The following is a 25,454-nucleotide window of genomic DNA, read 5'->3' on the forward strand; positions in this document are numbered from 1 at the left end:
TGCGACCTGCTGGGGCGCCTTTAATACACAACCGGAGTATGTCGTAATTCATTCCGGTCTGACCAGTAAGTGGAGCCTTACCCGGCCGCCGTCCTCGAATCACGACTTACTCATAATAACCGCCCGGCGCGGTGGGGCCAAGGGGGGTCGGTCGGCGGGCGCGCCGCACTACACTGGTCCGGTGCCCGCCCAGAGTCCCCCCGCGCCCTCGCCCGCACTGTCGATCGAGCGCCTCGTGAAGGAGTTCCCCGTCCGCCGGCGCCGCTCCCGGCGTCCGGCCGGACCGGGCGCCACGCGAGCCGACGTGGTGCACGCCGTCAACAGCCTGTCCCTCACCGCGCGGCACGGCGAGATCACGGCGCTGCTGGGACCCAACGGTGCCGGCAAGACGACCACCCTGGAGTGCGCCCAGGGTCTCCAGCGGCCCTCGGCGGGCACGGTGCGGCTGCTGGGCCAGGACCCGTGGCGGGCCAGTCCCGCCCTGCGCGCCCGCGTGGGCGTGATGCTCCAGGACGGCGGGCTCCCCCAGGCCGTGCGCCCGCTGGAGCTGCTGCGGCACGTGGCGTCCCTCTACCGCAGCCCCCGGGACATGGACGAGCTCGTGGAGCGGCTCGGCATCAGCAGCTTCGACCGCACCGTGGTCCGCCGGCTCTCCGGCGGCCAGCGCCAGCGCGTGGCCCTGGCGGCGGCCCTGGCCGGCAGTCCGGAGGTGCTCTTCCTCGACGAGCCCTCGGCCGGGATGGACCCGCAGTCCCGCAACATCGTGTTCGACCTCGTCCAGCAGCTGCGCCGCGAGGGCGTGTGCATCATCCTCACCACGCACCTGCTCGACGACGCCCAGCGCCTCGCCGACCAGGTCTACATCGTGGACCACGGCCGGGTGATGGCCCAGGGGTCCGTGGCGGAGCTGGTGGCCCCCGGCGCCGACGCCCCCGCCGTGCTCGTGCTGACGCTGGCCCCCGAGCAGCTGCGCGCGGGGCCGTTCCCCTGGGACGGACCCGGGTTCGAGGACGTCCGCACGCACTGCGCCGACCGCACCGTGACGCTCACCGGCGCCCTCACTCCTCCGATGCTCGAGGCCGTGACCCGGTGGTTCACCGTGACCGGCACGATGCCCGAGTCCCTGTCCCTCCAGCCGCGCACCCTCGAGGACGTCTTCCTCGACATCTCCGGACGGGAGATCCGATGACCGCCCCCGCCCAGCCGCACCCCGTGCCCCCGCGCTCGGCCCCCGCCCCCCTGATCCACCGGGTCGCCGGGCAGGCGCGCTACGAGGCGCTCACCATGCTGCGCAACGGGGAGCAGCTGCTGCTGCTGCTGATCCTGCCGCTCATGGCCCTCGTGGCCCTCACCCTCACCGACCTGCTGGACGCCGCCGTGCCGGCCGGCGCCTCCCGCGTGGACGTCGCCGTGCCGGGCGTGCTGGCGCTGTGCGTGCTCTCCAACGCCTTCTCGGGGCAGGGCATCCAGACCGGCTTCGACCGCCGCTACGGGGTCCTCCGCTTCCTCTCCACGACTCCCCTGGGCCGCGGCGGGCTGATCGCCGGCAAGCTGCTGGCGATCGTCGCGGTGCTCGTGGTGCAGTACGTGCTGGTGGCCGCGCTCGGCGCGGCCCTGGGCTGGCGCCCGGACGCGGTGGCGGTGCTCGTCTCCGTGCCGGTGCTGCTGCTCGGCGCCGCGGCGTTCACCGGGCTGGGGCTGCTGCTCGCCGGGACGGTGCGCGCCGAGGCGACCCTCGCCGTGACCAACCTCGTGTGGGTGCTGCTCGCCGCCGTCGGCGGCACCCTGTTCCCCTCGACCACGCTGCCGGCGGGATTCACCTGGCTGGTGGAGCTGCTGCCCTCCGGCGCGCTGGGCACCGCCCTGCGCGGGACGTTCCTCACCGGGGCGCCCACGCTGCTGCCGGTGCTGGTGCTCGCCGCCTGGGCCGCCGCCGCGTGGGCCGGGGCCGTGCGCTGGTTCCGCTGGAGCTGAACCGCCGGCTCAGGACCCGTGCCCGTGGCCGCGGGGCCGCGGGACCGTCCCGGCCGGCGGGGACCGGGGGCCGCGGAGCCGGATAAACTGGGGGCGGAGACCCCACCGCACCGACCCCGTCCGGAAGTGAACTCATGAACCGCGCCAGCGACCCCAGCGACGTCGACCTCCGCGAGAACGGCAGCGTCCTGCTGCCGACCCGGATCACCCGGTGGGTGCGGTGGCTCGCGGTCGCGTCGCTGCTGGCCAACTCCGTGCTCATCCTCACCGGCGGGCTCGTCCGGCTGACCGGCTCGGGGCTGGGCTGCCCCACCTGGCCGCGGTGCACGGACGAGTCCTGGACCAACACCCCCGAGATGGGCCTGCACGGGCTCATCGAGTTCGGCAACCGGCTGCTGACGTTCCTGCTGGCCGCCGTGGCGGTGCTGACGTTCCTGGCCGTGCTCCGGCTGCGCCACGAGCACCGCGACCTGTTCCGGATCGCCCTGCTGCTGGGTCTCGGCATCCCGCTGCAGGCCGTGGTCGGAGGGATCACCGTGCTCACCGGGCTCAACCCCTGGATCGTGGGGATCCACTACCTCATCTCCGGGGCGATGATCGCCCTGGCCACCGTGCTGGTGAACCGCACCCGGCGGCGCTCCCTGCCGGCCGTGCGGGACGCGGAGCGTCCCGGCCAGGCCTATGGGCAGCGCCGCACCGTCCGGCTGCTCATGGTGGCCCTGGCGGTGCTCACCGCGCTGATCCTCTACCTGGGCACCCTGGTCACGGGCACGGGCCCGCACGCCGGGGACGACTCCACCGCCCGGCACGCCTTCGACGCCTACCTCATCACCCGCGCCCACGCGGTCCCGGTGTACCTGATCGTCGCGACCGTGGTCCTCGGCCTGGTGCTCGCGCGCCGGCACCGGTGGCCCGTGCCGCTCGCCTCGAGCCTCAACGTCATGCTCGCCGTGCTGGTCCTGCAGGCGCTCATCGGCTACTACCAGTACTTCAACGGCGTGCCGATCGTCGCCGTGGCCCTGCACCTGGTGGGCTCCGCGCTGCTGATCTGGGCCACCGCCCGCACCGTGGAGAAGGGCTTCGCGATCACCCGCACCCCGGACCCGGTGCTGCGGAGCACCGACCGTGCGCAGCCTGCCGAGGCCCCTGCCCGCGGCTGAGGCCGTCAGGCCCGCTCGTCGGGCGCCTCGTCGAGCAGCTCCTCGACCGCCTGGGCCAGTCGCTGCCGGCTGGCCGAGGGGATCGGCAGCAGCGGCCGCCGCGGCGGCGCCGTGCTCACACCGCACACCTCGGCGAGGGCGTACAGGGAGCTCAGGGGCCGCTCCTGGCGCAGGATCTCCATCAGAGGGGTCAGCGCCGCCTGCCACGTGCGCACCACGCAGTCGTCGCCCGCGACGACCGCGGCGCGGAAGGCGACGTACTGGCGCGGGAGCACCGCCGCGATCCCGGAGTGCCAGGCCGCCGCGTCCGGCGCCGCCTCGTGGAGCAGCCGCTCCCCGCTCACGCCGTGGGCCGTCCCGGGCTCCGCGAGCTCTCCGAACCGGCTCCGCCGTGCGGCGAGGTCCTCCGGGGACTCCGCGGTGTCCTTGAACGCGCTGACGTTCTCCAGCCAGGACAGCTCGGCGGCGAGCTCCACCGGGTACGTGAAGCCCGTCGTCGTCGGGTTGTTGTAGATGCACAGCGGCAGGGACACGGCCGCCGAGACCGTCTCCACCTGGTCCGCGATCTCCTGGGAGACGAGGGGGATGTAGGACAGCGGGTTGAGGACGAGCCCGTCCGCCCCGCCGTTCTCCGCGGCGTAGGCCATCTCGAGGACCTCGCGGGTGGTCATCGCGGAGATCCCCGCGCCCACCGGCACCCCGGAGCCGCGGGCGGCCTCCACGGCGACGCGCACGACCTCGGCCCGCTCCTCCCCGGAGAGGTACGCGAAGCTGCCCGAGCTGCCCAGGACCACCAGGGCGTCCACTCCTGAGCGGGCCAGCCGGCCGACATAGCGCTCGAAGGACTCCAGGTCCAGGCGGCCGCCCTGCTGGAACGGGGTGATCGGGTAGGCGACGAGCCCGGTGAAGGTCATGCTGAGCATGCGACCATCCTAGGTCCGGCGGATCCCCGGCCGGACCGGTCACCACGGGGGCCACCGGCCCCGGCGGGCTCAGAGGACGGGGCCGCCCACGAACGGGTCCACGGCGAGGGCGAGGAACACGAACGTGATGTAGGCGATGGAGCCGTGGAAGACGTGCATCGCCTGCTTGTCCGTGGGCCGGCCGGCCACCGCGAGGGCGTGCAGCTTGTGGCTGTGGCCCACGAACCAGGCGCCCGAGGCCAGCGCGGTCACCGCGTAGACCCAGCCGGCGCCGCCCACGGGGACGAGCAGCAGCGAGCACACCACCGTGGCCCACGCGTAGAGGACCACCTGGCTGCCCACGGTGCGGGCCCCGGCCACGGCGCCCAGCATGGGGACCCCGGCGCGGGAGTAGTCGTCGGCGTACTTCATGGACAGCGGCCAGTAGTGCGGCGGGGTCCACAGGAAGATGAAGAGGAACAGCACGAGCGCGGGCCAGTCGAGACCGCCCGTCACCGCGGCCCACCCGATCAGCACCGGCATGCACCCGGCAACCCCGCCCCAGACGATGTTCTGGGCGGTGCGGCGCTTGAGCACGATCGAGTAGAAGACGGCGTAGAGGAAGATGGCCGCCGCGCCCAGGGCGCCGGCGAGCACGTTGACCCCGATCGTGAGCCAGGCGACCGACACGGCCGTGAGCGCCCACGCGAAGACGAGGGCCTCGCGGTCGGTGACCTCCCCGGTGACGAGCGGGCGCTTGGCCGTGCGCTTCATCACCCGGTCCTCGTCCCGGTCGATGTAGCAGTTGAAGGCACCGGCCGCGCCCGCCGCGAGCGTGCCGCCCACGAGGGTGTTGAGGATGAGCCAGAGGTTCGGCATGCCCTGCTGGGCGAAGATCATGGTCGGCACGGTCGCCACGAGCAGCAGCTCGATGATCCGCGGCTTCATCAGGGCGACGTAGGCCCGGAGCTTCCGGGAGGCCGTCATCCGTCCCTCGCGGCGGGGGGCCGCCGCAACACCCGTGTGCCCGGTGCCGAGGACGGCTCGTCCTGCGGGTCCCGACGTCTCGAGTGAGTTCACAGAATCATTGCTCCCGGTTGCGGTGGTGTTCCCCCGGCTCCGTGCGCGAGGACGGCCCGGAGACGGTGCGTCGCCGACCCGCAGGAGCGGTCGGCCCGGTGGTCGCGGGCGCGGAAGAAGGTCCTATACAGCATAGCGCGTGACGGCGCCCGTCCCCGCTCCGGACATGACGGGAAAGGCCTCCGGGGCCCCCCGGACCGGTGCCGTCGGTCACACGACAGAAATGTGCGTGACCTAAGCTGGACCCAAACCACCGGTCGGTGACCGGCACCCGCTGCGCACGGCAGCGGACCCCAATGGAAAGGGCCCCGAATCTTGGCGACCGAACTCGATCAGAAGCTGACCTGGACCGAACTGGACCGGCGTGCCGTGGACACGGTGCGGGTGCTGGCCGCGGACGCGGTGGAGAAGGTCGGCAACGGCCACCCGGGCACGGCCATGTCCCTGGCCCCCGCGGCGTACCTGCTCTTCCAGAAGGTGATGCGCCACGACCCCACCGACGACCGGTGGACCGGCCGGGACCGGTTCGTGCTCTCCCCCGGGCACACCTCCCTGACGCTGTACCTGCAGCTGTTCCTCTCCGGGTACGGGATGGAGCTCGAGGACATCGAGTCCCTGCGGACCTGGGGCTCGAAGACCCCGGGCCACCCCGAGTACCGGCACACCACCGGCGTGGAGATCACCACCGGCCCGCTGGGCCAGGGCCTGGCCTCGGCCGTGGGCTTCGCCTACGCCCAGCGCTACACCCGCGGCCTGTTCGACCCCGAGGCCCCGGCCGGTGAGTCCGTCTTCGACCACACGGTCTACGTGATCGCCTCCGACGGGGACCTCCAGGAGGGCGTGACCTCCGAGGCGTCCTCGCTGGCCGGGGTGCAGGAGCTGGGCAACCTGGTGGTGATCTACGACCAGAACCACATCTCCATCGAGGACGACACCGACGTGGCGTTCACCGAGGACGTGCTGAAGCGGTACGAGGCCTACGGCTGGGACGTGAACCGGGTCGACTGGACGAAGACCGGCGACTACGTCGAGGACGTCGCCGAGCTCTACGCGGCGATCCGGGCGGCCAGGGCCGAGACCACCAAGCCCTCGCTGATCGCGCTGCGGACCATCATCGGGTACCCGGCGCCCAAGAAGCAGAACACCGGCGGCATCCACGGCTCCAAGCTCGGGGCCGAGGAGGTCGCCGCCACCAAGGAGATCCTCGGCTTCGACCCCGAGCAGTCCTTCCAGGTCGAGGAGGAGGTCCTGGCCCACACCCGGGGCATCCAGGACCGGATGGGCGCCTACCGTCAGGAGTGGGAGCAGGCGTTCGACGCATGGCGGGCGGCCAACCCCGAGCGGGCGAAGCTCTACGACCGGATCCGCAACGAGGAGCTGCCGGAGAACCACGCCGAGGCGTTCCCGGTCTTCGAGGCCGGCAAGGACGTGGCCACCCGCTCGGCCTCGGGCAAGGTGATCAACGCGATCGCCGACACCTTCCCGGAGTTGTGGGGCGGCTCCGCGGATCTGGCCGGCTCCAACAACACCACCATCGAGTCCGCGCCCTCCTTCATCCCGGAGGCGCGCTCCACCGCGAAGTGGACCGGCAACCCCTACGGGCGGGTGCTGCACTTCGGGATCCGTGAGCACGCCGCGGCGGCGATCGTCAACGGGATCACCATGTCCTCGCAGACCCGGGCGTTCTCCGGGACGTTCCTCATCTTCTCCGACTACCAGCGCCCCGCCGTGCGCCTGGGCGCGCTGATGAAGGTCCCCTCGATCTACGTGTGGACCCACGACTCCATCGGCCTCGGTGAGGACGGGCCCACCCACCAGCCCGTGGAGCAGCTCTCCGCCCTGCGCGCCATTCCCGGGCTCGACGTGGTGCGCCCGGCCGACGCCAACGAGACCGCGATCGCCTGGCGGACGATGCTGGAGAACCGGCACGGCCCGGCCGGGATCGCCCTGACCCGCCAGAACGTGCCCACCTTCGCCCGGGTGGACCTCCACCCCGAGGCCGAGACCGAGTTGTTCGCCTCCGCCGAGGGGGTCGCCCGCGGCGGCTACGTCCTGGCCGACACCGAGGGCACCCCGGACGTGATCCTCATCGGCACCGGCTCCGAGGTCTCCCTGGCCGTGGAAGCCCGCGAGCAGCTCAAGGCGCAGGGGGTGGCCGCCCGGGTGGTGTCCATGCCGTGCCGGGAGTGGTTCGACGCCCAGGACGCCGACTACCGCGAGTCCGTGCTGCCGGCGGCCGTGAAGGCCCGCGTGTCGGTGGAGGCCGGGATCGCCATGTCCTGGCGGGACCTGCTCGGCGACGCCGGGCGGGCCGTGTCCCTGGAGCACTTCGGGGAGTCCGCCGACTACGAGACCCTCTACCGCGAGTTCGGCATCACCGCCGAGGCCGTCACCGCCGCCGCCCAGGAGTCCCTCACCGCCGCGCAGGCCACCGCCTCCGTGGGCCGCTGAGTTCCGGCGCGCACCGACCGATCCCTTTCCCCCGAGCACGAGGACTGACACGAACATGACCACCCCCACCCAGAAGCTCTCCGCCGCCGGCGTCTCGATCTGGCTCGACGACCTGTCCCGCGAACGCCTGACCTCCGGGGGGCTGCAGCGGCTGATCGACGAGAAGGACGTCGTGGGCGTGACCACGAACCCGACGATCTTCGCCGCCGCACTGGCCGCCCACGACGCCTACGAGGACCAGGTCAAGCAGCTCGCCGCCGCCGGCACGGACGTGGACGAGGCGGTGCTGGCCATCACCACCGACGACGTGCGCGATGCCTGCGACCTCTTCGCCCCGGTCCACGAGGCCACCCAGGGCGTGGACGGGCGGGTGTCCATCGAGGTGGACCCGCGCCTGGCCCAGGACGCCGAGGCGACCGCGGCCATGGCCCAGCGGCTGTCCCAGACCATCGACCGCCCCAACGCGCTGATCAAGATCCCCGCCACCGAGGCCGGCCTCCCCTCGATCACCGCGACCATCGCCGAGGGGATCTCCGTCAACGTGACGCTGATCTTCTCCCTCGAGCGGTACCGCGCGGTCATCAACGCCTACCAGCTGGGCCTGGAGCAGGCGCTCGAGAACGGCAAGGACCTGGCCGGCATCCACTCCGTGGCGTCCTTCTTCGTCTCCCGGGTGGACTCCGAGGTCGACAAGCGCCTGGACGCGATCGGCACCGACGAGGCGGCCGCGCTCAAGTCCAAGGCCGGTCTGGCCAACGCCCGGCTCGCCTACCAGATCTACGAGGACGCCCTGACCACCGAGCGCTGGGAACGGCTGGCCTCCGCCGGGGCGAACCTGCAGCGCCCGCTGTGGGCCTCCACCGGGGTCAAGGACCCCTCCCTGCCGGACACCCTGTACGTGACCGGGCTGGTGGCCCCGAACACCGTCAACACCATGCCCGAGAAGACCCTGGAGGCCACGTTCGACCACGCCGAGGTCACCGGGGACACCGTCACCGGCACCTACGCGGAGTCCAACGAGCTCCTCGACCGGATCGCCGGCGTGGGGATCTCCTACGACGAGGTCGTCGCCCAGCTCGAGGCGGAGGGGCTCACCAAGTTCGAGGACTCCTGGACAGAGCTGCTCGACACCGTGCGCGCCGCCCTCGACAACGCCCGCTGAGCCCGTCCCGTCCTGACCCGAGTTCCGTCCGTGCTGCCCCACCCGAAGGAGAACCCATGAGCTCCCTGTCCGTCCAGACCTCCGGCGCGGCTCGCGAGGCCGTCGACCGGCACGTGCCCGCGCTGGTGGGCGACAGGTTCGCCTCGAAGCTCTTCGCCCAGGACCCCACCCTGTGGGGGGCCGCGGCCGAGGACGAGTCCGCCAAGCGGCTGGGCTGGGTGGAGGCCGCCGAGGTGTCCCGCCCGCTCGTCGCCGAGATCACCGCGCTGCGGGAGGAGTTCGCGGCGGAGGGCGTGGACCGGTTCGTGCTCGCGGGGATGGGCGGGTCCTCCCTCGCCCCCGAGGTGATCACCCGGACCGCCGGGGTCGAGCTGTTCGTGCTCGACTCCACGGACCCGGAGATGGTGGGCGCGGCCCTCGCCGACCGCCTCGAGCGCACCGCGATCGTGGTCTCCTCCAAGTCCGGCTCCACCGTGGAGACCGACTCGGCGCGCCGGGTCTTCGCCCGGGCGTTCGAGGACGCGGGCATCGACGCCGCCTCGCGCATCGTGGTGGTCACCGATCCCGGCTCGCCCATGGAGGCGTCCGCGCGGGAGGCCGGCTACCGCCGGGTCTTCACCGCCGACCCGACCGTGGGCGGGCGCTTCTCCGCGCTGACCGCCTTCGGCCTGGTCCCCTCCGGACTGGCCGGCGTGGACGTCGGGGCCCTGCTCGACGACGCCGACGAGGCCGGAGAGGTGCTGCGCGAGGACGCCGAGGACAACCCCGGCCTGCACCTGGGCGCCGCCCTCGGCGGCACCCAGCCGCTGCGGAACAAGCTCGTGTTCCAGGACCTGGGCTCCGGGATCGCGGGGTTCGCCGACTGGGCGGAGCAGCTGATCGCGGAGTCCACCGGCAAGGAGGGCAAGGGCGTGCTGCCCGTCGTCGCCGGCGCCGGTGACGTCCCGGAGGCCTCCTCGGGGGCGGCCGACGTCCTCGTGGTGGAGCTCGTCGGCGTGGACGACGAGCAGGCCCCCGAGGGCGACGTCGTGCGGGTCTCCGGCTCCCTCGGCGCCCAGCTCATGCTGTGGGAGGTCGCCACCGCGGCGGCCGGACGGCTGCTCGGCATCAACCCGTACGACCAGCCCGACGTGGAGTCCGCCAAGAACGCCACCCGCGCCCTGCTCGAGGACAAGCCGCAGCCGACCGCCGCGGACGTCGTGGACGGTCCCGTGGAGATCCGCGGCGCGCAGGAGCTGCTCGACGGGGCGCAGACCGTCGAGGAGGCGCTGGCCAGGCTGCTCGCGCAGCTGCCGGAGACCGGCTACCTGTCCGTGCAGGCGTACTTCGACCGGCTCGCGTGGGCGGAGCTGGAGAGCGTCCGCCCGGTCCTCGCCCGGGCCACCGGCCGGCCCGTGACGTTCGGCTGGGGCCCGCGGTTCCTGCACTCCACCGGCCAGTACCACAAGGGCGGACCCGCGGAGGGCGTGTACCTGCAGATCACCGCCGCCTCGGAGACGGACCTCGACATCCCCGACAGCCCGTTCAGCTTCGGCGAGCTCATCTCGGCCCAGGCCGACGGGGACGCCCAGGTCCTCGCCGACCACGGGCGGCCCGTGCTCCGGCTGCGGCTCGCGGACCGCGCCGCGGGCGTGGCGCGGCTGCGGCAGGCCGTCGACGCCGTCGGCGGCTGACCCGGTCGGAGCGACCGGACCGCTGACCTAGAATGGGATCACGCCACGGTCGGCGCGGGAGTCCCCGCGCCGACCGTTGCGTGTGCAGGCCCCCGTGGGCGCCACGGCCCCGCGAAGACGTGAAGGAGTTCCGTTGCCAGACAACAACGCCCGCAATCCCCTGCGGGACCCGAGGGACAGGCGGCTCGTGCGGGTCGCCGCCCCGTCGGCGCTCGTGCTCTTCGGCGTGACGGGAGACCTCGCGAAGAAGAAGCTGCTGCCGGCGATGTACGACCTCGTGAACCGGGGGCTGCTGCCGCCGTCCTTCGCGCTCGTCGGCTTCGGCCGCCGCGACTGGTCCCACGAGCAGTTCCGGGAGGTGGTGCGCGAGTCCGTCGAGGCCCACGCCCGCACCCCGTTCCAGGAGGACGTGTGGCGGCAGTTCGCCTCCGGCGTCCGGTTCGTGCGCGGGGAGTTCGACGAGGACAAGGCCTACGAGGCGCTCAAGTCCACCCTCAAGGAGCTCGACGTGCACTCCGGGACGCGCGGTAACCACGCGTTCTACCTCTCGATCCCGCCCAAGGCGTTCGAGACGGTCTGCCAGCAGCTCGCCGACCACGGCCTGGCCCAGCACGAGAACGCCTCCGGGTGGCGCCGTGTGGTCATCGAGAAGCCCTTCGGCCACGACCTCGAGTCCGCGCAGGAGCTCAACGCGATCGTGGAGCGCGTGTTCCCGGCGGACTCGGTGTTCCGCATCGACCACTACCTGGGCAAGGAGACGGTGCAGAACATCCTGGCGCTGCGCTTCGCGAACCAGATGTTCGAGCCCCTGTGGAACGCGCAGTTCGTGGACCACGTGCAGATCACCATGGCCGAGGACATCGGCATCGGCTCCCGCGCCGGCTACTACGACGGCGTGGGCGCGGCCCGCGACGTCATCCAGAACCACCTGCTGCAGCTGCTGGCCCTCACCGCCATGGAGGAGCCGCTGTCCTTCCAGGCCCACCACATGCGCGCGGAGAAGGCGAAGGTGCTGGCCTCCGTCGTCGTCCCCGAGGACCTGGCGGCGCACTCGGCGCTCGGCCAGTACGAGTCCGGGCTGCAGGGCGGTGAGCGCGTGCGGGCCTTCCTCGAGGAGCAGGACATCCCCGCCGACTCCCGGACCGAGACCTACGCGGCGCTGCGCCTGGACATCAACAACCGCCGGTGGGCGGGCGTGCCGTTCTACCTGCGCGCCGGCAAGCGCCTGGGCCGGCGGGTGACCGAGATCGCGGTGCAGTTCAAGAACTCCCCCAACCTGCTCTTCGGGGACAACGGGCACGAGGACCTGGGGCAGAACGTCATCGTGATCCGGATCCAGCCCGACGAGGGCGTGACCATCCGGCTGGGCTCCAAAGTGCCCGGGACCCAGTCGGAGATCCGGGACGTGACCATGGACTTCGGCTACGGCCACTCGTTCACCGAGTCGAGCCCGGAGGCCTACGAGCGCCTGATCCTCGACGTGCTGCTCGGGGAACCACCGTTGTTCCCCGACCACGAGGAGGTCGAGCTGTCCTGGCGGATCCTCGACCCGTTCGAGGAGAGCTGGGCGGAGCAGGAGATCATGCCGGAGCCGTACGCGCCGGGGTCCTGGGGACCTGCCGCCGCCGACGAGCTGCTGGCCCGCGACGGACGCGTCTGGAGGCGACCGTGATCGTTTCGATGGAGAACACCACCACCTCGGCCATCGACAAGAAGCTGAGCCAGCTGCGGGACCAGCACGGCGTCGTGACGCTCGGCCGGGTCCTCACGCTCGTGATCCTCGCGCAGGCGGGGCACTCCGAGGCCGCCCTGGAGGCCGCGAACTTCGCGAGCCACGAGCACCCGTGCCGGATCCTCGTGCACGTGGCGCACTCCCAGGCCGAGAGCACCCGGCTCGACGCCCAGCTGCGCATGGGCGGTGACGCGGGCGCCTCCGAGGTCATCGTGCTGCACGGCTACGGCGAGCTCGCCGAGCCCACGGAGACCCTGTTCTCGGCGCTGCTGCTGCCGGACGCGCCGATCGTCGCCTGGTGGGCCCACACGGTGCCGCCGCCCTCGCCCCACACGTCGTCGATCGCCGGGATCGCCCACCGGCGGATCACGGACTCGGCGCGCAGCGACGACGCCTACGAGGCGCTCGCGGAGCTCTGCACGCGGTACGTGCCCGGCGACACGGATCTCGCCTGGACGAGGGTGACCAACTGGCGCATCCAGCTGGCCGCGGTCCTGGACCAGGCCGAGCCCGCGCCCGTGCGCGAGGTCGTCGTCGAGGGGTGCGGCCGCTCCCCCAGCGTGGTGCTGCTGGGCGCGTGGCTGGGCACCCGGCTCGACGCGGAGGTGACACTGGTCAACAACCCCGGTCCCCGCCGTCTGGACCGGGTGACCCTCGTCCGGGACGACGGCGAGATCGTGCTCGAGCGCCCGGGCCGGTCCGTGGCGATGCTGCGGCAGCCGGGTCAGCCCGACCAGCAGATCGCCATGCCCGTGCGGGACCTCAACGCCTGCATCGCGGAGGAGCTCCGGCGCCTGGACCCCGACGAGGTCTACGGCGAGGTCGTCACCACCGGTCTGCGGGACGTGCGGATCGCGCAGATCGTGGACACCACCGGTCAGCTCACCCCCGGCGCCGCACGGTTCCTGGCCGAGCACGGCGGAGGCCGCCCGGACCGGGACCCCGTGGCGCGCGCGACGCCCGAGGACGCCGCGGACCCGGTCGCCGGCCTGCCGGAGCCCGCCGAGGCCCCGGCCGCCGAGCCGTCCGTCCCGACCCCTGGAGAGGAGCGCGCATGAGCGCCGACTTGGAGACCGTCGCCCACCCGGACAAGGAGTCGCTCGCCGCGGACACCGCGGAGCGGGTTCTCGACGTGGTCGTGGCGGCGCAGGAGGAGCACGGGGAGGCGAGCCTCGTGCTCACCGGCGGGAGCATGGGCACCGCGGTGCTCGCGGCGCTCGCCGCCTCCGGCCGCCGGGACGAGGTCGACTGGTCCCGGGTCGACGTGTGGTGGTCGGACGAGCGCTTCGTGGCGGGCGACAGCGCCGACCGCAACTGCGTCCAGGCCACCGAGTCCGTGGACGGGGCCCTGGCCCTGAACCCGGACCGGGTGCACTTCATGGGCAGCTCGGACGACTTCGACACCGCCGAGGACGCCGCGTTCGACTACCGGCGCGAGCTGGCGGCGGCCGCCGACGCGGAGCACCGGACGGAGTCCTTCCCCCGGTTCGACCTCTCGCTGCTGGGCCTGGGCCCCGACGGCCACGTGGCCTCCCTGTTCCCCGGTATGCCGCACGTGCACGAGGCGGACGCCACCGTGCTGGGGGTGCAGGGCTCTCCCAAGCCCCCGCCGGAGCGGGTGACCATGACGCTGCCGATGATCAACGGTGCGCGGCGGGTCTGGTTACTCGTGGCCGGGGCGGACAAGGCCGAGGCGGTCGCCGCCGTCCGCGGCGGTGCCCCGCTCGAGCGCACGCCCGGCGCGGGGGTGCGCGGGACCGAGGAGACGCTGCTGCTCGTGACCCAGGACGCCCTCGACGGCTGAGCCGCCGCGCCGCAGCGGCGAAACACCGAGAGTGACCGGACGGTAGTCACGCTGGAGTGACGCCCGTGGCGTCATGCTCGCTGACGACGCCACGGCACCCGGGCGTCCGGTGGAGAGAACGGGGCCCATGGTCATGGAGATCCTGCGCATCGACCGCGACATCCGCACGAGCGCGGAAGGACGGTGAGGGCATGTTCTCGTCACGTCCCGTACGCGTCAGCACCGCCCTGGCCGCCGGGGCCCTCGTCGTGCTCGCGGGGTGCGGTCGGGGAGGACCCGACGACGGCGCCGAGACGGGGAACGGATCCCCTGCGGCCGAGCAGACCACCGAGCCGGGTGCGGACCGTTCCGCGCGGACCTCGGACGGCTCCACCGACCTGCCCGGTCCCGAGGACACCACCGGGCGTGCGGGTGGCGGTTCCGAAGACGGCGGGTCCGGCGGTGCCGGTCCCGGCGGCGGATCCGGCGGTGCCGGTCCCGGCGGTGCCGACCCAGGCGGTGGGGCCAACGGCGGTGGGACCGGTGGTGGGGCCAACAGCGGTGGGACCGGTGGTGGGGCCAACAGCGGTGGGACCGGTGGTGGGGCCAACAGCGGTGGGACCGGTGGTGGGGCCAACAGCGGTGGGACCGGTGGTGGGGCCAACAGCGGTGGGACCGGTGGTGGGGCCAACAGCGGTGGGACCGGTGGTGGGGCCAACGGCGGTGGGACCGGTGGCGCCGGCAGCACCCCGGCACCTCCCCGCGTCGCTCCCGTGATCGGCGGACTGCCGATCGGACCCGTCGGTCCCGGGGAACCGGAATGGTACGTGGCACTGCGCGCCGGCACGTGCGACCACGACAGCCTGGCCGGGGCGATCGCCCAGGACGCCGCCTCCCTGCTGTGCCAGGCCGCCGTCACCAACGACGAGGCGCTCTGGTCCCAGGGGGCGGCGGCCCTGGCCGCCGCCCCGCTCCCGGAGAGCTGTCACGACGTGGCTGCGATCGCCATGCTGCAGCGCCTGGTGCAGTTCCACCAGGAACACCCCGAGGACGTGCCCGTGCTCGTCGACACACCGGGCACCGCCTGTCCACTGTCCGTCACGGGTCTCGCGCCGGCACCGGACGAAGCCGGCGAGTCCGCACTGCTCGTTCCGACGTGCGGCGGTGTGCCCGTCCACCTGCGCGGAAACGTGCAGGACCGAGCTCTGCCCGTGGGCAGCGTGCAGTTCGTCGTCGTGGGCTCGGCTCCCGTGCCGATCCAGTGGGATCCGACCGGACCGTTGTTCGTGGCGCCTCCGGCACCCGATCCGGAGACGGGTGGTCCGGTACCGGTGGCACTCTCAGGGTCCGGCTACGCTCTCGAGGACCCGGCCCGCAGCACGGTCTCCCTGGACTACGCCCCCGGTCCGACGACATGTCCGGCTCCCGGCCTTTGACGGGCCGCCGCTGCTGCGGCACCGGGCGGGAACGATGACGGAGGCCGCTGCGCCGACCGGCTCGGTGTGGTCGCACGTCCTGGGATACGTGTCCGTCATCGGGCCGCCGGCCACTGTGGTCACCGCCCTGGTGTTCTACTTCGGCTGGGCCCGCGCGAAGGCGCAGGCCGAGTGGATGGGACTGCACGTCAACCTGTTCGGCTACACCACGCGGGACTTCGCGCTGCTGAGCATCAGTGCCCTGTATCTCCCGCTGCTGCTCCTGGTCGCGCTGGGCATGCTGTGGGTCTGGCTGGACCGGGTCCTGCGGAGACGCGTCGACCGGGGAGCGGCCGGCAGGCTGTCGACCACGCTGCCACGGGCGGCCCTGGTCGGCGCGGTGGCGTTGATCGGTCTGATGGTCGTCCTGCTGTTCGCCGAACGCGTGTACAGCCCGCTGTACGCCCCGTACCTCATCACCGTCGGCGTGCTCGTGGCCGCGTGGGCTGTCCGCATCCGCCGCTACGCCGCTGCCGGCGACGGTCCTCAGCGGCCCGCCGAGCAGCAGGCCGTCGAGGCGACACTGCTCCTGGTCCTCGTGGCGCTGCTGCTCTTCTGGGGAACCTCCACCTTCGCCGAGGCCCGCGGAAGGGGTCTGGCGGAGGCGCTCGAGGCGAACCTCTCGTGGCTGCCCCGGGCGCAGGTCTACAGCCAGGAGCCACTGGGCCTCGACGTCCCGGGAGTCAGGACGCACGAACTGGGCACGGACGAGGCCCCGCTGTACCGCTACGACGGGCTGCGCCTGCTGTCCGTCAGCGGGGAACGGTACTTCTTCCTCCACGAAGGATGGTCGGTCGAGGAGGGCACCGTGGTGGTGCTGCCCGACGACGCCTCGTTGCGGGTCCAGTACGGGCGCTGATCGCGCAGGCGGGGCCGGATCCACCGGCGCCGCCGTGTCCCCGACGGCGACCTCCTCGGGGCCGGTAGCGGGCCGCCGCAACGCAGCGCGGACGACCCCGGCTCCCCGGCCGACCACGATGGTCCGTGGCCGGCGGGGAGACCGGGGTCGTGCGGAGAGCGGTCGACTCAGACGGCCGCTTCGGCGAAGCGCATGGTCAGGGCGTAGGCCGCGATCGACAGGGCCCACACCACGGCTGTGGCGGTGGTCAGCCGGACCAGGTTCTTCTGCGCCACGCCGGAGGTGTTGAGGGACTGCGTCATGCCGCCGCCGAACATGTCGGAGAGGCCTCCGCCCTTGCCCTTGTTGAGGAGCACGAGCAGGACGGCCAGGAGGCTCGTGGCCACGATGATCGCCAGGAGCACGTTCTGCAGAATATCCACTGGGGCCTTCCCTCGGTGTGTGCGACGAGCAGCCGCGCCCGGACGGCGCGGACGGTCAGGGGGTCGTGATCAGTCGGTCACGAGGCGCTGCTCGAACCTGGCAATGCTAGCAAACTCCTCGGCGTCGAGGCTGGCACCGCCGACGAGGACGCCGTCGACGTCCTTGCCCTGGAGGATCGAGCCCGCGTTGGCGGCCTTCGCGGAACCGCCGTAGAGGACGCGGGTCTTCGCGGCCGTCTCGGCGTCGTAGAGCCCGGCGAGCTCGGCACGGATGGCGGCGGCCATCTCCTGGGCGTCCTCGGGGCCCGCGACCTCGCCGGTGCCGATCGCCCAGACGGGCTCGTAGGCCACCACGAGCTCGGCCACCCGGTCCGCCTCGAGACCGGCGATGGAGCCGCGCAGCTGCTCGAGCGTGAAGGCGACGTGCTCGCCGGCCTGCCGGACCTCGAGGCCCTCGCCCACGCACAGCACGGGGACCAGGCCGTGGCGGTGGGCGGCGGCGATCTTGGCGTTGCACAGCTCGTCGGACTCGCCGTGGACGGTGCGGCGCTCGGAGTGGCCCACGAGCACGTAGGTGCAGCCGAGCTTGGCCAGGAACTGGCCGGAGATGTCGCCGGTGTAGGCGCCGGAGTCCTTGTCGGAGAGGTCCTGGGCCCCGTAGACGACGCGGAGGTCGTCACCGTCCACGAGGCTCTGGACGGAGCGGAGGTCGGTGAACGGCGGGAAGACGGCCACCTCCGCGCGGGCGTAATCGTGCTTGGCGTCGTCCAGGGTCCACGCGAGCTTCTGCAGCAGGGTGATCGCCTGGGCGTGGTCCATGTTCATCTTCCAGTTGCCGGCGATCAGCGGCGTGCGGTCGTACTGTCCGTTGGTCTGGGAGGTCATCGGGGACTCCTGTCCGCGGCGGGTGCGCCGCTCGTCGTGCGGTTCGGCAGTGGTGCGATGGACGCCAGGGGCGCCCCGGGGCGTGCGGCTCCGGGGCGCCCCTGGCGCGGTGGTGGAGCGTGCGGGTCAGGCGCCCAGGGCCACGACCCCGGGCAGCTCCTTGCCCTCGATGAACTCGAGGGAGGCGCCGCCGCCGGTGGAGATGTGCCCGAACTGGTCGTCGGAGAACCCGAGGTTGCGCACGGCCGAGGCGGAGTCGCCGCCGCCGATGACGCTCATCGCGTCCGAGGCGACGACGGCCTCGGCGACCGCCCGGGTGCCCCCGGCGAAGGCCTCCATCTCGAACACGCCCGCCGGGCCGTTCCAGAACACGGTCTTCGCGCCGCGGATCCGCTCGGCGAACAGCTTCGCGGACTCGGGACCGATGTCCAGGCCGAGGCCGGTGGAGCCGATCTCGCCGTCCTCGATGGCGTCGACCGGGCGCACCTCGTGCGCGGCGTCCGCGGCGAACTCGGCCGCGTAGACGATGTCCACGGGCAGGACGATCTCGGTGCCGGCCGCGGAGGCCTTCTCGAGGTAGTCCTTGACCGTCCCGATCTGGTCCTGCTCCAGCAGGGACCCGCCCACGGAGTGTCCCTGGGCGGCGAGGAACGTGAAGACCATGCCGCCGCCGATGAGCAGCGAGTCGGCCTTGCCGATGAGGTTCTCGATCACCGCGAGCTTGTCGGAGACCTTGGACCCGCCCATGACCACCACGAAGGGCCGCTCGGGGGCGGAGACGACCTTGGTGAGGACGTCGAGCTCGCGCTTGACCAGGTCGCCCAGGTAGGCCGGGAGCCGGTGGGCGATGTCGAACACGGAGGCGTGCTTGCGGTGCACCGCGCCGAAGGCGTCGTCGACGTAGGCCCCGTTCTCGCCCGTGAGGGCGGCGAGCTCGTCAGCGAAGGCGCCGCGCTCGGCGTCGTCCTTCGAGGTCTCGCGCGGGTCGAAGCGCACGTTCTCGATCACGAGCACCTCGCCGTCGGCGAGGGCCTCGGCCTTGGCCCTGGCGTCCTCCCCGACGACGTCGGAGGCGACCGCCACGGGGAAGTCGGCCAGCTCGGCCATCTTCCGCGCGGCGGGGGCGATCGAGTACTTCGGGTCGACCTGTCCCTTGGGCCGGCCGAGGTGCGCCATCACGATGACGCGGGCCCCGGCGTCGGCCAGCTTTCCCAGGACCGGCAGGGACGCGCGGACGCGCCCGTCGTCGGTCACGGTGGAGCCGTCCAGGGGGACGTTCAGGTCGGAGCGGACCAGGACGCGGCGCCCGGCGACGCCGTCGGCGATCAGTTCGTCAAGTGCATGAGCCATGTCACTCACCCTACCCCGGCGACGTCGCGCGGCCGCGGTGTCAGAGCTGCCCGCCGACGTGGGAGACGACGTTGACGAGGCGGGAGGTGTAGCCCCACTCGTTGTCGTACCAGGCGATGACCTTGACCTGGTTGCCGATGACCTTCGTCAGCGGGGCGTCGAAGATCGTGGAGATGCTGTCGCCCTGGATGTCCGAGGAGACGATGGGGTCCTCGGTGTACTTGACGATGCCCTTCATGTGCCCCTCGGCGGCCTCCTTCATGGCGGCGTTGACCGACTCGACGGTGACCTCCTTCTTAGCGTCGAAGGTGAGGTCCACGACGGAGCCGGTGGGCACGGGGACGCGCACGGCGAAGCCGTCCAGCTTGCCCTTGAGCTCGGGCAGCACGAGGCCCACGGCGGCGGCGGCACCGGTGGTGGTCGGCACCATGTTGAGGGCGGCGGCACGGGCGCGGCGCAGGTCGCTGTGCGGACCGTCCTGCAGGTTCTGGTCCGCGGTGTAGGCGTGGATGGTGGTCATCAGACCGTGCTCGATGCCGAACGCGTCGTTGAGGACCTTCGCCATGGGGGCGAGGCAGTTCGTGGTGCAGGAGGCCGCGGAGACGATGTTCATCGACGCGGCGTCATAGGTGTCGAGGTTGACTCCGGGCACGAACGTGCCGTCGATCTCCTTGCCGGGGGCGGACAGGACGACCTTCTTGGCGCCGCCGTCCAGGTGGGCCTTGGCCTTGGAGCCGTTGGTGAAGCGGCCGGTCGACTCGACGACGACGTCCACGCCGAGCTCGCCCCAGGGCAGCTTGGCGGGGTCGGGCTCGGCGAGGAACTTGACCTCGTGGCCGTCGACGCTCATGGTGTCGCCGTTGAGGGTCACCTCGCCCGGGAACCGGCCCATGATGGAGTCGTACTTGAAGAGGTGGACCAGGGCCTCCGGGTCCGTCAGGTCGTTCACGGCCACGACCTCGATGTTCTCGCCCTGCTCGCGCGCCGCGCGGAGGAAGTTGCGTCCGATGCGTCCGAAGCCGTTGATGCCCACTCGAATGGTCACTGGGTTCTCCTGTGTTGGTCGGGGTCTGGATCGTTGAACCAGATCCCATTCTACGTGGTTATCCCTGGGATGTCTTGGGGTCATGAAAGATTTACCCTGCATTCATCGTCAAACCAACATAAACCCACATCCGAGGACGCGGAACCTCGGAAACCCACGCAGACGCCGTCGACTCCGCCGGCGCGGCTCCGAGGAGCCGTGCCGGCGCGTCCCGCTCAGGAGGGCAGGGCCTCCGCGGCGACACCGGCGTCGGTGCCGGGCAGGTTCAGGTCCTCCGCCCGGCGGTCCGCCATGGCCAGCAGCCGGCGGATCCGGCCCGCCACGGCGTCCTTGGTGAGCGGGGGGTCCGCGAGCCGGCCGAGCTCGTCGAGGCTGGCCTGCTTGTTGGACAGCCTCAGCTCCCCCGCCTGCCGCAGGTGCTCCGGGACCTCGTCGCCGAGGATCTCCAGGGCGCGCTCGACCCGGGCCCCGGCCGCCACGGCGGCCTGCGCGGAGCGGCGGAGGTTGGCGTCGTCGAAGTTGGCGAGACGGTTGGCGGTGGCCCGCACCTCCTTGCGCATCCGCCGGTCCTCCCACTGGAGGAGCGTCTGGTGGGCGCCCATCCGGGTGAGCAGCGCGGCGATCGCGTCCCCGTCCCGGACGACCACGCGGTCCACGCCACGCACCTCGCGGGCCTTGGCGAGGACGCCGAGCCGCCGGGCCGCGCCCACCAGGGCCAGGGCGGCCTCGGGGCCGGGGCAGGTGAACTCCATCGCGGCGGAGCGGCCGGGCTCCGTGAGGGAGCCGTGGGCGAGGAAGGCCCCGCGCAGCACCGCCTCGGCGTCGGCCACCGCCCCGTTGACCACGGCGGGCGGGAGCCCGCGCACGGGGCGCCCGCGCGAGTCGAGCAGTCCCGTCTGGCGGGCGAGGGCCTCGCCGTCCTCGACGACGCGCACCACGTAGGAGCTGCCGCGCCGCAGCCCCCCGCCGGAGACGACCACGATCTCGCTGTCGTGGCCGAAGACCTCGTGGACCGCGCGGCGCACCCGGCGCGCGGTGGCGCCGAGGTCCACCTCCGCCTCGACGACGATGCGCCCCGAGACGATGTGCAGCCCGCCCGCGAAGCGCAGCAGCGCGGAGAGCTCGGCGCGCCGCTCCGAGGACCTCTTGATCTCGAGGCGGGACAGTTCTTCCTTCACCGATGACGTCAGGGCCACGCGGTTCCTTTCCTGGGGATGCTGGGGTGTGTGGGGGTGGGGCGGGCGGAGGGCTCAGCGGTGGCGCTCGAAGATCTCCTGGTAGGCGGCCGCGAGCCGGAGCGTGTTGTGCACGGCGGTGCCCGGGTGCGCCCGGACGTCGGCGTAGAAGACCTCGGCGCCCAGGCCGCGGGCGACCTCCTCGAGGTCGGCGCCGTCCTCGGTGGCCGAGGGGTCGGCCAGGACCACGTCCAGGGTCAGCTCGGGGCAGTAGGCGTGCAGGACCCGCAGGTGGTCGGCGGCCGTCTTGCCGCGCGTCTCGGTGTCCGGCGAGAGGTTCAGGGTGACGCAGCGGCGTGCCCGGGAGCCGCAGATCGCCTCGCGCAGCTCGGGCAGCAGCAGGTGCGGCAGCACGGAGGTGTGCCACGAGCCCGGCCCCATGATCACCCAGTCGGCGAGCCCGACCGCCTCGACCGCCTGCGGACAGGCCGGGGCGTCCGGGGGCACGAGCCGGACGTTGCAGACGTCGGCCTGCTTGGCCAGGACCGCCTGCCCGGTGATGGTGCGCACCGCGGCGTGCTCCCCCGGGCGGTCCGCTGCCCCGGACGGGGCGCCGGGGACGTCGCCGGCGATGACCAGCGGCTGCGTGGACATCGGCAGCACCCGGCCGCGGGCGCCCAGCAGGGCGCCCGCCCACTCGAGTCCCGCGACCGGGTCCCCGAGCAGCTCCCACAGGGTGACGATGAGCAGGTTGCCCAGCGCGTGGTTGTCGAGGGTGGTGGGGCGGCCCTCCGAGGAGCTGAAGCGGTGCTGCATGACGTCGCGCCACGTCCGGCCCCACTCGGAGTCGTCGCACAGGGCGGCGAGCGCCATCCGCAGGTCCCCCGGGGGCAGGACGCCGAGCTCGTCGCGCAGCCGGCCGGAGGAGCCGCCGTCGTCGGCGACCGTCACCACGGCCGTGAGCACGGGGGTGATCCGGCGCAGGGCGGCGAGGTTGGCCGAGAGCCCGTGCCCGCCGCCGAGGGCGACCACGGACGGGCTGGCGCCGCCGGGGCGCCGGGCGGAGGGGTCCGGCGAGTGGTGGGGGTCGACATCGGCGCCGCTGCTGAGGGGCAGTCGGGGGAAGGCGCCGGTGGGAGGAAGGGTCATCGGGGGTCCCATCGCGGTGAGGGCGAGCCGGTCACTCCCGGCCCATGTCCCGGTGCTGGATGTTGACGGTCACGAGCGGCAGCTTGGCGAGCCGGCGGGCCACCTCCTCGCTCACGGCCACGGAGCGGTGCTTGCCGCCCGTGCAGCCGATCGCGATGGTGGCGTAGTGCTTGTTCTCCGTACGGTATCCCGTGAACACGGGTTCGAGCATGGCGACGAACCGGTCCACGAACTGCCGGGGTCCCTCGTCCTGGAAGACGTAGTCCCGGACCTCGTCGTCCTTGCCGGTGCGGGGGCGCAGCGACGGGACCCAGTGCGGGTTGGGGATGAAGCGGACGTCGGCCACGTAGTTCGCGTCCGCGGGGACCCCGTACTTGAAGCCGAAGCTGAGCACGGTCAGGCGCAGGACCACGGGCCCGTTCGTGGAGAACAGGTCGGCCACGGCCCGGGACAGCGCGTGCACGTTGAACGCGGAGGTGTCCAGGACCACGTCGGCCGACTCCCGCAGGTCCGTCAGGAGGGCGCGCTCGGCGCGGATGCCGTCGAGGATCCGTCCGCCGGCCTGCAGCGGGTGGGGCCGGCGCTGGTGCTCGTAGCGGGAGACCAGGACCTCGTCGGCGGCGTCCAGGAAGAGCACCGAGAAGTCGACGTCGGACGCCTCGAGGGCGGCCAGCGTCTCCTTCATGTCGCTGAACAGGGCCTTGCCGCGCACGTCGATGACCACCGCGAGCTTGGGCAGGGCCTGCGGGGTCCGGGAGACGAGGTCCGCGAGGGTGTGCAGCATCTGCGGCGGCAGGTTGTCGACCACGTACCAGCCGAGGTCCTCGAGGGCGTTCGCGGCCGTGCTGCGCCCGGCCCCGGACATGCCCGTCACCACGAGCAGCTCCGAACTGGTCGGCTTCGCGTGGTCCGTCCCGTCCGCCGTCCCGACGTCCGCTCCGGCGGTGTGCTCGCTCATGTCCGCTCCGTCTCCCGTCGTGGTGCCCTGCGCCTGGTGCTCCGTGCCCGCCGTTCCGCGCCCGGCGCACCGGTCGTGGCCGGCCTCTCGCGGCGGTCCCGCCCCAGCCTAACGAAGTCGGCGGGGTGCCGCCGCGACCCCGGCGGCGCGCCCTCGCTCAGGTGAGCACCTCGCCGGTGGTCATGTTGACCGCCGGGGCGGCGTCGGCGTCGGCGGCCTGCAGCGCCGCGGCCACCTTCTCGGCGAGGGTCCGCCCGAAGCCGGGGACCTGCTCGAGCTCCTCGACCCGGGCCGCCCGGAGCTTCTTGACGGAGCCGAAGTGCTTCAGCAGCGCCTTCTGCTTGGCGGGGCCCACCCCGGGCAGCTCGTCGAGCACGGAGACCGTCATGGCGGAGGAGCGCTTCTTGCGGTGGAAGGTGATGGCGAAGCGGTGGGCCTCGTCGCGGATCCGCTGGAGCAGGTACAGGCCCTGGCTCGCGCGCGGCAGGATCACGGGGAACTCGTCGTCCGGCACCCAGACCTCCTCGAGCCGCTTGGCGAGGCCCACCACGTGGACGTCGTCGATCCCGAGGTCACTCAGCGCCCGGGCGGCGGCGGCGACCTGCGGGGGCCCGCCGTCGACCACCACGAGGCTGGGCGGATAGGCGAACCGCGCCCGCTCGGGGGCCTCGGCCCCGGCGTCGACCTGACCGGTGCGCGGCCCGGCGGCCTCCCGCTCGGCCTGCTCCTCGAGGTGGCGGCGGAACCGCCGGGAGATGACGTCGTACATGGACGCGGTGTCGTCCCGGGCGGCCTCGCCGGTGACCGAGAACTTCCGGTAGTCCGACTTCTTGGGCAGCCCGTCCTCGAAGACGACCATGGAGGCGACGACGTTGGTCCCCTGCACGTGCGAGATGTCGTAGCACTCGATGCGCATCAGCGGCACGGGGATGTCGAGGGCCTCCTGCAGCTCCTGCAGGGACGCGGATCGGGTGGTGATGTCGCCCGCCCGCCGGGACTTGTGCAGCTTCAGGGCCTGCCGGGCGTTCTCCTGCACCGTCTCCATGAGGTGGGCCTTCTCCCCGCGCTGCGGGACGGCGATCGTGACCCGGGACCCGCGCAGCCCCGAGAGCCACTCCTCGAGCCGGTCGGTGCTGTCGGCGGGCTCGGAGAGCAGCACGGTGCGCGGGATGGCGTCCTCCCGGTAGGCGAGCTCCGCGGAGGGCCGGTGCTTGGACCCGCCCGGGGACGGGGGCGCGGCGGCCTGGGCGCTCTCGGCGGCGTCGGTGGCGGTGTCGCCGTAGACCTGCTCGAGCAGCTGCTCGAGCAGCCGTCCGCCGTCGGCCTCCTCGACCTTCTCGGTGACCCAGCCGCGCTGGCCGCGGATCCGCCCGCCCCGGACGTGGAAGACCTGGACGGCGGCCTCCAGCTCGTCCTCGGCGAGCGCGAAGAAGTCGGCGTCGGTGCTGTCGGAGAGCACCACGGCGTTGCGCTCGAAGGCCTTCTCCAGGGCGGCGATGTCGTCGCGGCGCGCGGCGGCGGTCTCGAAGTCCATGGCGGCGGCGGCCTCCTGCATCTGCCGCTGCAGCTCCTTGATGAAGGGGGTCGCGTGCCCGGCCATGAAGCGGCACAGGTCCTCCGCGAGGGCGTAGTGGTCCTCCTCGGAGATCCGCCCGACGCACGGGGCGGAGCACTTGTCGATGTAGCCCAGCAGGCACGGGCGCCCGGACTGCTCGGCGCGCCGGTAGACGCCCTTGGAGCAGGTCCGGACGGGGAAGACGCGCAGCAGGGCGTCGAGGGTCTCGCGGATCGCCCAGGCCTGGGAGTAGGGGCCGAAGTAGCGGTTGCCCTTCTTCTTCTCCCCCCGCACCACCTGGGCGCGGGGCACGGACTCGGCCATCGTCAGGGCGAGGTAGGGGTAGGACTTGTCGTCCCGGTAGGCGATGTTGAACCGGGGCTTGAACTCCTTGATCCACGTGTACTCGAGCTGCAGGGACTCCAGCTCGCTGCCCACCACGGTCCACTCGACGCCGGCCGCGGTGGTGACCATGGCGCGGGTCTTGGGGCTCAGGGCGTGCGGGGGCGCGAAGTAGGAGCTCAGGCGGTTGCGCAGGTTCTTGGCCTTGCCCACGTAGACCACGCGCCCGTACTCGTCGCGGAAGCGGTAGACCCCGGGGGCGGTCGGGATGTCCTGGCGGGCGGGGCGGTAGCTCTCCGGATCGGCCACGGTCCGGTCCCCC

21 protein-coding genes are annotated in these 25,454 nt (G+C 72.7%); 11 read left to right on the forward strand and 10 right to left on the reverse strand.

From position 1 onward, the window contains the following. Window positions 1–181: 181 nt before the first annotated feature. The 3 genes from ACFYE3_RS05700 (at window position 182) to ACFYE3_RS05710 (ending at window position 3,134) form a co-directional block, all read left to right on the forward strand. The gene (locus ACFYE3_RS05700; RefSeq protein WP_387606883.1) at window positions 182–1,189 is read left to right on the forward strand and encodes an ABC transporter ATP-binding protein; all 1,008 of its coding nucleotides are present in this window, start codon (window positions 182–184) and stop codon (window positions 1,187–1,189) included. After that, a complete protein-coding gene (locus tag ACFYE3_RS05705; RefSeq protein ID WP_387606885.1) occupies window positions 1,186–1,974 on the forward strand; it encodes an ABC transporter permease in 789 nt (262 codons plus the stop codon). The genes ACFYE3_RS05700 and ACFYE3_RS05705 overlap by 4 nt, the downstream gene beginning before the upstream one ends. A gap of 134 nt (window positions 1,975–2,108) precedes the next feature. Further along, window positions 2,109–3,134, forward strand: a complete 1,026-nt coding sequence (locus ACFYE3_RS05710; protein WP_387606886.1) for a COX15/CtaA family protein — start codon at window positions 2,109–2,111, stop codon at window positions 3,132–3,134. 5 nt (window positions 3,135–3,139) lie between these two features. On the opposite strand, the gene ACFYE3_RS05715 is transcribed toward ACFYE3_RS05710, so the two are convergent. Together ACFYE3_RS05715 and ACFYE3_RS05720 are read right to left on the reverse strand one after the other, a co-directional pair. Beyond that, complete coding sequence (locus ACFYE3_RS05715; protein ID WP_387606888.1) at window positions 3,140–4,057, reverse strand: dihydrodipicolinate synthase family protein; 918 nt, start codon at window positions 4,055–4,057, stop codon at window positions 3,140–3,142. Window positions 4,058–4,126: 69 nt separating this feature from the next. Next, complete coding sequence (locus ACFYE3_RS05720) at window positions 4,127–5,023, reverse strand: heme o synthase (RefSeq protein WP_368831194.1); 897 nt, start codon at window positions 5,021–5,023, stop codon at window positions 4,127–4,129. A gap of 408 nt (window positions 5,024–5,431) precedes the next feature. On the opposite strand from ACFYE3_RS05720, the gene tkt reads away from it, so the two are divergent. The 8 genes from tkt (at window position 5,432) to ACFYE3_RS05760 (ending at window position 16,251) form a co-directional block, all read left to right on the forward strand. Then, the gene (tkt, locus tag ACFYE3_RS05725) at window positions 5,432–7,567 is read left to right on the forward strand and encodes a transketolase (RefSeq protein WP_387606889.1); all 2,136 of its coding nucleotides are present in this window, start codon (window positions 5,432–5,434) and stop codon (window positions 7,565–7,567) included. A 55-nt stretch (window positions 7,568–7,622) separates the two neighbouring features. Beyond that, window positions 7,623–8,729 (forward strand): transaldolase, encoded by a 1,107-nt coding sequence (gene tal, locus ACFYE3_RS05730; RefSeq protein WP_387606891.1) that lies wholly within the window; start codon window positions 7,623–7,625, stop codon window positions 8,727–8,729. Between the two features lie 56 nt (window positions 8,730–8,785). After that, on the forward strand, window positions 8,786–10,402 hold the full coding sequence (locus ACFYE3_RS05735) for a glucose-6-phosphate isomerase (RefSeq protein WP_387606894.1): 1,617 nt from the start codon (window positions 8,786–8,788) through the stop codon (window positions 10,400–10,402). A 160-nt stretch (window positions 10,403–10,562) separates the two neighbouring features. Further along, window positions 10,563–12,074: a glucose-6-phosphate dehydrogenase gene (gene zwf, locus ACFYE3_RS05740; RefSeq protein WP_387606999.1), complete on the forward strand. Its 1,512-nt coding sequence runs from the start codon at window positions 10,563–10,565 to the stop codon at window positions 12,072–12,074. Further along, the gene (locus ACFYE3_RS05745) at window positions 12,071–13,192 is read left to right on the forward strand and encodes a glucose-6-phosphate dehydrogenase assembly protein OpcA (protein WP_387606896.1); all 1,122 of its coding nucleotides are present in this window, start codon (window positions 12,071–12,073) and stop codon (window positions 13,190–13,192) included. Before zwf ends, ACFYE3_RS05745 begins: the two co-directional genes overlap by 4 nt. Beyond that, window positions 13,189–13,938 (forward strand): 6-phosphogluconolactonase, encoded by a 750-nt coding sequence (gene pgl / locus ACFYE3_RS05750; protein WP_387606898.1) that lies wholly within the window; start codon window positions 13,189–13,191, stop codon window positions 13,936–13,938. Before ACFYE3_RS05745 ends, pgl begins: the two co-directional genes overlap by 4 nt. 806 nt (window positions 13,939–14,744) lie before the next feature. After that, a complete protein-coding gene (locus ACFYE3_RS05755; RefSeq protein ID WP_387606901.1) occupies window positions 14,745–15,353 on the forward strand; it encodes a hypothetical protein in 609 nt (202 codons plus the stop codon). A 34-nt stretch (window positions 15,354–15,387) separates the two neighbouring features. Next, window positions 15,388–16,251 carry a hypothetical protein gene (locus ACFYE3_RS05760; RefSeq protein ID WP_387606903.1) on the forward strand — a complete coding sequence of 288 codons (864 nt, stop codon included), beginning with the start codon at window positions 15,388–15,390 and terminating at the stop codon, window positions 16,249–16,251. A 167-nt stretch (window positions 16,252–16,418) separates the two neighbouring features. On the opposite strand, the gene secG is transcribed toward ACFYE3_RS05760, so the two are convergent. The 8 genes from secG to uvrC form a co-directional block, all read right to left on the reverse strand. Further along, window positions 16,419–16,673: a preprotein translocase subunit SecG gene (secG, locus tag ACFYE3_RS05765; protein ID WP_368831203.1), complete on the reverse strand. Its 255-nt coding sequence runs from the start codon at window positions 16,671–16,673 to the stop codon at window positions 16,419–16,421. Between the two features lie 69 nt (window positions 16,674–16,742). Then, window positions 16,743–17,558 (reverse strand): triose-phosphate isomerase, encoded by an 816-nt coding sequence (gene tpiA / locus ACFYE3_RS05770; protein ID WP_387606905.1) that lies wholly within the window; start codon window positions 17,556–17,558, stop codon window positions 16,743–16,745. A 126-nt stretch (window positions 17,559–17,684) separates the two neighbouring features. Continuing rightward, window positions 17,685–18,908: a phosphoglycerate kinase gene (locus ACFYE3_RS05775; RefSeq protein ID WP_387606908.1), complete on the reverse strand. Its 1,224-nt coding sequence runs from the start codon at window positions 18,906–18,908 to the stop codon at window positions 17,685–17,687. Between the two features lie 40 nt (window positions 18,909–18,948). Further along, complete coding sequence (gene gap, locus ACFYE3_RS05780) at window positions 18,949–19,953, reverse strand: type I glyceraldehyde-3-phosphate dehydrogenase (RefSeq protein ID WP_387606911.1); 1,005 nt, start codon at window positions 19,951–19,953, stop codon at window positions 18,949–18,951. A 215-nt stretch (window positions 19,954–20,168) separates the two neighbouring features. Beyond that, window positions 20,169–21,149 carry a DNA-binding protein WhiA gene (whiA, locus tag ACFYE3_RS05785; protein ID WP_387606912.1) on the reverse strand — a complete coding sequence of 327 codons (981 nt, stop codon included), beginning with the start codon at window positions 21,147–21,149 and terminating at the stop codon, window positions 20,169–20,171. A 54-nt stretch (window positions 21,150–21,203) separates the two neighbouring features. Next, entirely contained in the window at window positions 21,204–22,277 is a 1,074-nt protein-coding gene (locus ACFYE3_RS05790; RefSeq protein ID WP_387606915.1) for a gluconeogenesis factor YvcK family protein, read from the reverse strand. A gap of 31 nt (window positions 22,278–22,308) precedes the next feature. After that, window positions 22,309–23,235: an RNase adapter RapZ gene (gene rapZ / locus ACFYE3_RS05795; protein ID WP_387606917.1), complete on the reverse strand. Its 927-nt coding sequence runs from the start codon at window positions 23,233–23,235 to the stop codon at window positions 22,309–22,311. A gap of 157 nt (window positions 23,236–23,392) precedes the next feature. Continuing rightward, entirely contained in the window at window positions 23,393–25,441 is a 2,049-nt protein-coding gene (uvrC, locus tag ACFYE3_RS05800) for an excinuclease ABC subunit UvrC (protein WP_387606920.1), read from the reverse strand. Window positions 25,442–25,454: the final 13 nt, after the last annotated feature.

Origin of the sequence: Kocuria arenosa (assembly GCF_042879215.1) — a bacterium.
Classification (GTDB): domain Bacteria; phylum Actinomycetota; class Actinomycetes; order Actinomycetales; family Micrococcaceae; genus Kocuria; species Kocuria arenosa.